The sequence below is a fragment of the Geobacillus zalihae NBRC 101842 genome (assembly GCF_001544135.1).
Taxonomy (GTDB): domain Bacteria; phylum Bacillota; class Bacilli; order Bacillales; family Anoxybacillaceae; genus Geobacillus; species Geobacillus zalihae.
The window spans coordinates 1-735 of record NZ_BCPV01000150.1 but is presented as its reverse complement, the minus strand read 5'-3'; the positions used below and the strand labels follow the sequence as shown (position 1 = coordinate 735).

The window sequence follows — 735 nt, the reverse complement described above, 5'->3', positions numbered from 1 at the left end:
AGGCGTACGATCTCTTCGACCGCGGCCTCAACCCGATGAAACCGGGGGCGAAGGGACGCCTTGAGGGACGCCAAGGCTTGTTCGGCATCTTCCCGGCAGGAGAAGGGGTGACGCTCCCAACGGGCTTGTTCCTCGCGAAGAAGCTCCGCTTCTTTGGTTCGTTCTTTTTCAAGCGTCTTTCCTTTTCGCTGGTCGAGCGCGCTCGATTCAACAACGATCAGCCGAACGGGGTGGCCTTCATACGTCGAGGCCGTTTCCCATACCCGGTACGTGGCGCCGTTTCTCTCCGCCAACGTAAAGGGATCGCTCCACGTCGTGTCCTCAGCATCCGCTTCGGCCAGCGCGGTTTTCACGATCCGGAGCGACGAAGGGCCTCTGGTGATCAAAAAGGCGTTGGCCGCTTTGGTTTGCGCCAGGGTCTCTTTCGTCATCGCGGCGGAATCGGCCACGTAAATCCATTCGTCTTCGATTTTGGCCTGCTTCAGCTGTTCATGGACACGAGACAGCACCTCGGGATTCCATGTTTTATCGGGCAGGTTGCCATCGTGCACATCGCCGTAAAACGGGATGCCGTCCTCGTTGCCGACCAGTCCGAAACCGATCTGTTTTTGCCAACGATGATGGCGGTTGTAGCCATGTGTGATTTGTAAGGCCTCTAACGAGGCCGATTCATACGCGCCGTAAACGGTCTTGTCCGTCGTATCGGCGTGGAAGGCTCGGAGGGAAAGGCCTTCT

At 58.0% G+C, this 735-nt stretch carries 1 protein-coding gene; it reads right to left on the bottom strand.

The features are described 5' to 3' along the window. The coding region (locus GZ1_RS17785) for an IS1634 family transposase (RefSeq protein WP_157074405.1) at positions 1-735 on the bottom strand (735 nt) is incomplete at both ends.